Below are 4,967 nucleotides of genomic sequence, written 5' to 3'. Positions count from 1 at the left end.
TGTAGGACATGCATATTTATTTTGTGGAACTAGAGGTACAGGGAAAACCTCAACTGCAAAGATTTTTGCAAGAGCTTTAAATTGCCAAAACTCTGTAGATGAAGAGCCTTGTAATGAATGTGAAGTTTGTAAAGATATACTAAGTGATAACATTATGGATGTTATAGAAATAGATGCAGCATCAAATAATAGTGTTGATGATATAAGAGAAATTAGAGAAAATGTAAAATATACTCCAGCAAAATGTAAATATAAGGTTTATATAATAGATGAGGTGCATATGCTATCTCAAGGTGCATTTAATGCACTTTTAAAAACACTTGAAGAGCCACCTTCATATGTAATATTTATATTAGCAACAACAGAACCTCATAAAATACCTGCTACAATTTTATCTAGATGTCAAAGATTTGATTTTAAAAGAGTTACAGTTAAAGATATGTCTACTAGAATGAAGGAAATATGCGATGATGTAAATGTAGTTGTAGATGACAGGGCTTTAAATTTAATAGCAAGAAACTCTCAAGGTGCACTTAGAGATGCACTTAGTATATTAGATCAATGTATGTCATTTAGTGAAAATGATATAGAATACAAAGATGTTGTGGATTTATTGGGAACAGTAAATATAGAGCAACTATTTGAAATGGCAGAGTACGTTATAAAAGAGGATACAAAGAAATGTTTAGAGATATTGAATGAGTTTGTAGTATGGGGTAAAGATATAAAGAACTTGATAGATGATTTAATAGATCATTTTAGAAACTTAATGGTATGTAAGGTATCTAGTGATTTAGATGAAATAATTTCTTTACCAGAAGAAATAGTTGAACAGTTAAAAGCACAGGCAAGTACAATAGAGGTCAATGATATTATTAGAATACTTAATATACTATCAACAACTCAGGATGCGATTAAGTCATCTTCAAATCCTAGAGTATTGGCAGAGGTTAGTATAATGAAATTATCTCAACCAATGTTTGATGAAAGTAAAGAATCTCTTTTAAAAAGAATATCTAATTTAGAAGAGGTTATAAAAAGTGGAAAAATAAATATAAATAATAACGTTGAGATAGAAAGTAAAAAAGAAGATAAAGAAACTTCTGAAAAAAATGAAGTTGAAGCTGAGGAAGAAGTTTTTTATGAAGAAGTCAAAAGTGAAGATGTTGAGCTAATAGAGAAATCTTGGGAAAATATACTTACTCATATAAAGAAAGATAAAAATATGCCTGTATATGCTATTTTAAGAGAGGCAAGAGAATTTAATGTAAGTGCAAATAACCTATATATAGTATTTGATGATAACTTTGCATTTGCAAAAAATAAATTAAGTGATGAAAAAACTAGAAATTATATAGAGAGTGTAATAAGAGAAATACTGAATAGAAGTTTCGGTATAAAAATAATATTAAAGTCAGAGTCAAAAAATATAAAATTAGAAATAGAAAAAGAACAAAAGGATAAAGGTGAAGAAATATTAAAATCCGTTTTTCCTAAAGAAATAATAGACATTAAGCAAAGTATAAATGAAAATGAAATTAAATAATAAATACGAATATGATATAATAATAGCATATTAAATAAAAAGGATAATTAAGGAGGAATTTATATATGGCTAAAAAAGGATTCCCAGGAATGATGCCTGGAAATATGAACCAATTATTAAAACAAGCTCAAAAAATGCAAACTGACATGCAAAAGATGCAAGAAGACTTAGAAACAAAAGAAATCGAAACTTCTGTTGGAGGAGGAGCTGTTACAGTTAAAGTTAACGGCAAAAAAGAAGTTGTTGATATTCAAATAAAACCTGAAGTTGTAGATCCAGATGATATAGAAATGCTTCAAGACTTAGTATTAAGTGCTGTTAATGAAGCATTAAGAAGCGTTGATGATATGCAATCTTCACAAATGAATAAATTAACTGGAGGAATGAATATTCCTGGGTTATTCTAGTAGGTGATTAGATGCAAACTTATTCAGGGCCTATTTCAAGGCTAATAGAAGAATTTTCTAAGCTTCCTGGAGTTGGAAGAAAAACTGCACAGAGACTAGCTTTTCACGTTATTAATATGAATATTAATGATGTAGAAGCTTTATCTAAGGCTATAGTAGAAGCTAAGAAGGAAATAAAATACTGTTCTATTTGTTATAATATAACAGATAAAGACCCATGTAGTATGTGTTCTAATAAAAATAGGGACAGTGGCACTATATGTGTAGTTGAAGATCCTAGAGATGTAGCAGCTATGGAAAAAACAAAAGAATTCCATGGTCAATACCATGTATTAAATGGAGTAATTTCTCCTATGGATGGTATAGGTCCAGATATGATAAGAGTTAAAGAGCTTATACAAAGATTAGGAAATCAAGAAGTAAGAGAAGTTATAATGGCAACAAATCCAACTATAGAAGGTGAAGCTACAGCTATGTATATAGCAAGGCTTTTAAAACCTATGGGAATAAAGGTTACTAGAATTGCTCATGGATTACCAGTAGGTGGAGATTTAGAGTATGCCGATGAAGTTACAATAACTAAAGCTCTAGAAGGAAGAAGAGAAATATAAAAATCGAGATTTTGTTCTCGATTTTTTTATTTTTGCATTAAATTCAATGTCGTTTTTTACAAGATTTTGGTTTATAAAATTTATGTTTAAAATATTGAAGTTTCAATGATGGTGTTGTATAATTTTATTAAAAATTTTAATAGGGGTGCAAAATGAAATCAGCTATGAATTTTGAAGAGTACAATGCTATGAAAGAAAAAAGAAATAAGAAACTAAAATCATCGAAAGATAAATTAAAATACACTGAAGATGACGATATGAGTGTTCTTATAAAAAAGAAAAGTAAAAAAGCCTTTAAATCAAAAGATAGTAGTTTCAAGAATAATTATAAAAATTATCAATATGATTATGAAGAAGATTTTTATGAACCTAGGTATTAGGTTTTTATAGAATAGATAAAAAAACTGTAGATATTATATCTACAGTTTTTATTTATATTATGATAATTCTGTCTCTATAAGATTGGCTATATTTTGAGAAGAATTAAATTTTCTTATTGACTTAATATTCTTTTTAAGAAGTTCAAGCCTAGAAGGATCATCTATTATTACTTTTAATAGTACTGATAAAGTATATTTCTTAGTTGTTCTAAGTGCGGAACCACAATTACACAAGAAATCTAAATTTTCCTCTTCTTGACCAGGGATATAGTATGGAACTATCATAGGAACATCTTTTAAAAGAGCCTCTGTTGTTGTAAGTCCTCCTGGTTTTGTAACAAGTATATCAATAGAAGCTAAAATATCATTCATTTTATCTGTAAATCCTAAAATATGTACTGTTTTACTAGTTATATAATTTTCTAGTTTTTTAGAAAGTTTTTCTTTAAGTGACTCATTTCTACCTGTAATAACTAAAATTTGGAAATCTCTATCTATATCAAGCATCTCTTCGAATGTTTCTTTCATATTACCAGCTCCGAAACTACCACCCATAAGAAGAACTGTTAACTTTTCGGGATCAAACCCTAATTCAGATAAAACTGTTTCTCTATTTCTATGTTGTAAGAATGATTTTTCAACTGGAATTCCAAGGGGTTTAACTTTATCACCATCAACACCTTCTGAAATAAGAAGCTCTTTAACATATTCATGTCCTACAACATAGTAATCTAACTCATGCTGTATCCATGTAGAATGAGTTGTATAATCAGTTAATACTGAAATAAGTGTAGGAAAATTTTCATTGTTAAAATGATTATTAAAGTTATCGTTAAAGCTAGTGTGAAATACGGGATTACTATTAGTGCTACATTGTTTTTTTAAAGTACTAAGTGCTATCATAGGAAAAGGATGAGTTCCTATTATTAAATCTGGTTGCTCATCTAAAAGTAATCTTCTAAAACGTTTAGCCATGAAACTTGTTATCATATTTCCCTTAAACTCGTTTTTAGAAACAAGTCCAGTTTCAGAAAATCTATAAACTTTACCATATGCATTAGGTGTATAAATAGCAGACTTTTCATATCCTCTAGATATAATCTTATCCATAGTAGTATTTACAAGTTTTAAACTATCTATGATTTTACATTCTATATTTTCCCCGTCAAGTGTCTTTTTTATTAGTTCTTCTTCAATAGCTCTAGCTGCTCTATTATGGCCACCACCTGTAGATGCGGACATAATTAATACTTTCTTGCTCATATTAGAACCCTCCTAAAATTAGCTTTATAAATATTTTATATTTATATAAACTTACGAATAATATTAATTATTTGAAACACAGTATTGACATATTACACTTAATATTTAATACTAATCTAATATATGTAAAACAAAAATACAAGAGTGGTATTTTAAAAAAGAAAGTAGGAGAAGTGAAAAAAGCATGAAAAAAATAGAAATCTTTAGTAGTGATAAATGTAAACAATGCATTGAATTGAAAAAGTATTTAAAAGAAAAAAATATAAATTATACTGAATATAATATATCGGGTAATGATGAAAATAGAAAAGCACTTATCAAACTTGGATATATGTCTGTGCCAGTTTTACTTATAGATGGGAATCATGTTTTAGGTTTTGATAAAACTAGAATAGATAATTTATTAGAATTATAAAAATATATATAATATATGAATAAAAAACATCAGCAATTGGAAAGCTTAACAAGAAAGTTTAAATTTCTAAATAAAAAATAAAATTAAATTTAAAAAAAGTGTTGACGATGTTAAATTAAGGTGGTATAGTATTACTTGTCCTTAAGAAAAGGGCAAAATAAAAATGAACTTTGAAAATTAAACAGTAGGTTAATTATAAAAATTCTTTTTTTAAAGAATTAAACACAAACAACCAAGCCAGATATTCAGATAATGATTAGCTGAGCGATGGACAACTTTTTAAATTATATTTGAGAGTTTGATCCTGGCTCAGGATGAACGCTGGCGGCGTGCCTAACACATGCA

6 protein-coding genes and 1 rRNA gene are annotated in these 4,967 nt (G+C 27.9%); 6 read left to right on the top strand and 1 reads right to left on the bottom strand.

Going from position 1 to position 4,967, the window contains the following annotated elements:
- The 4 genes from dnaX to ACRDDE_RS05260 all read left to right on the top strand — a co-directional run.
- Positions 1 to 1,546 (top strand): DNA polymerase III subunit gamma/tau (gene dnaX / locus ACRDDE_RS05275; RefSeq protein ID WP_438626035.1); only part of this gene is annotated, 1,546 nt, incomplete at its 5' end.
- Positions 1,547 to 1,611: 65 nt separating this feature from the next.
- On the top strand, positions 1,612 to 1,953 hold the full coding sequence (locus tag ACRDDE_RS05270) for a YbaB/EbfC family nucleoid-associated protein (RefSeq protein WP_021428128.1): 342 nt from the start codon (positions 1,612 to 1,614) through the stop codon (positions 1,951 to 1,953).
- 11 nt (positions 1,954 to 1,964) lie between these two features.
- Complete coding sequence (gene recR, locus ACRDDE_RS05265; protein WP_021431654.1) at positions 1,965 to 2,564, top strand: recombination mediator RecR; 600 nt, start codon at positions 1,965 to 1,967, stop codon at positions 2,562 to 2,564.
- A 152-nt stretch (positions 2,565 to 2,716) separates the two neighbouring features.
- Complete coding sequence (locus ACRDDE_RS05260; RefSeq protein WP_438626034.1) at positions 2,717 to 2,944, top strand: hypothetical protein; 228 nt, start codon at positions 2,717 to 2,719, stop codon at positions 2,942 to 2,944.
- Positions 2,945 to 3,001: 57 nt separating this feature from the next.
- Here ACRDDE_RS05260 and ACRDDE_RS05255 read toward each other — a convergent pair whose 3' ends face one another.
- Positions 3,002 to 4,207 carry an MGDG synthase family glycosyltransferase gene (locus ACRDDE_RS05255; protein WP_438626032.1) on the bottom strand — a complete coding sequence of 402 codons (1,206 nt, stop codon included), beginning with the start codon at positions 4,205 to 4,207 and terminating at the stop codon, positions 3,002 to 3,004.
- Between the two features lie 184 nt (positions 4,208 to 4,391).
- Here ACRDDE_RS05255 and ACRDDE_RS05250 point away from each other — a divergent pair, with 184 nt between their 5' ends.
- Positions 4,392 to 4,622: a glutaredoxin family protein gene (locus ACRDDE_RS05250; protein ID WP_438626031.1), complete on the top strand. Its 231-nt coding sequence runs from the start codon at positions 4,392 to 4,394 to the stop codon at positions 4,620 to 4,622.
- A 286-nt stretch (positions 4,623 to 4,908) separates the two neighbouring features.
- A 16S ribosomal RNA gene (locus ACRDDE_RS05245) occupies positions 4,909 to 4,967 on the top strand; the annotation flags it as partial.

This window comes from Paraclostridium sp. (genome assembly GCF_051656405.1).
GTDB lineage: Bacteria > Bacillota > Clostridia > Peptostreptococcales > Peptostreptococcaceae > Paraclostridium.
The sequence above is the reverse complement of the archived record's forward strand: the minus strand, read 5'-3'. Positions and strand labels throughout refer to the sequence as shown.

What these genes read in the sequence shown, in the direction of transcription:
- ACRDDE_RS05260 (WP_438626034.1), top strand. Translation starts at nt 2,717, where the DNA reads ATGAAATCAGCTATGAATTTTGAAGAGTACAATGCTATGAAAGAAAAA.
- recR (WP_021431654.1), top strand. Translation starts at nt 1,965, where the DNA reads ATGCAAACTTATTCAGGGCCTATTTCAAGGCTAATAGAAGAATTTTCT.
- ACRDDE_RS05255 (WP_438626032.1), bottom strand. Translation starts at nt 4,207, where the DNA reads ATGAGCAAGAAAGTATTAATTATGTCCGCATCTACAGGTGGTGGCCAT.
- ACRDDE_RS05270 (WP_021428128.1), top strand. Translation starts at nt 1,612, where the DNA reads ATGGCTAAAAAAGGATTCCCAGGAATGATGCCTGGAAATATGAACCAA.
- ACRDDE_RS05250 (WP_438626031.1), top strand. Translation starts at nt 4,392, where the DNA reads ATGAAAAAAATAGAAATCTTTAGTAGTGATAAATGTAAACAATGCATT.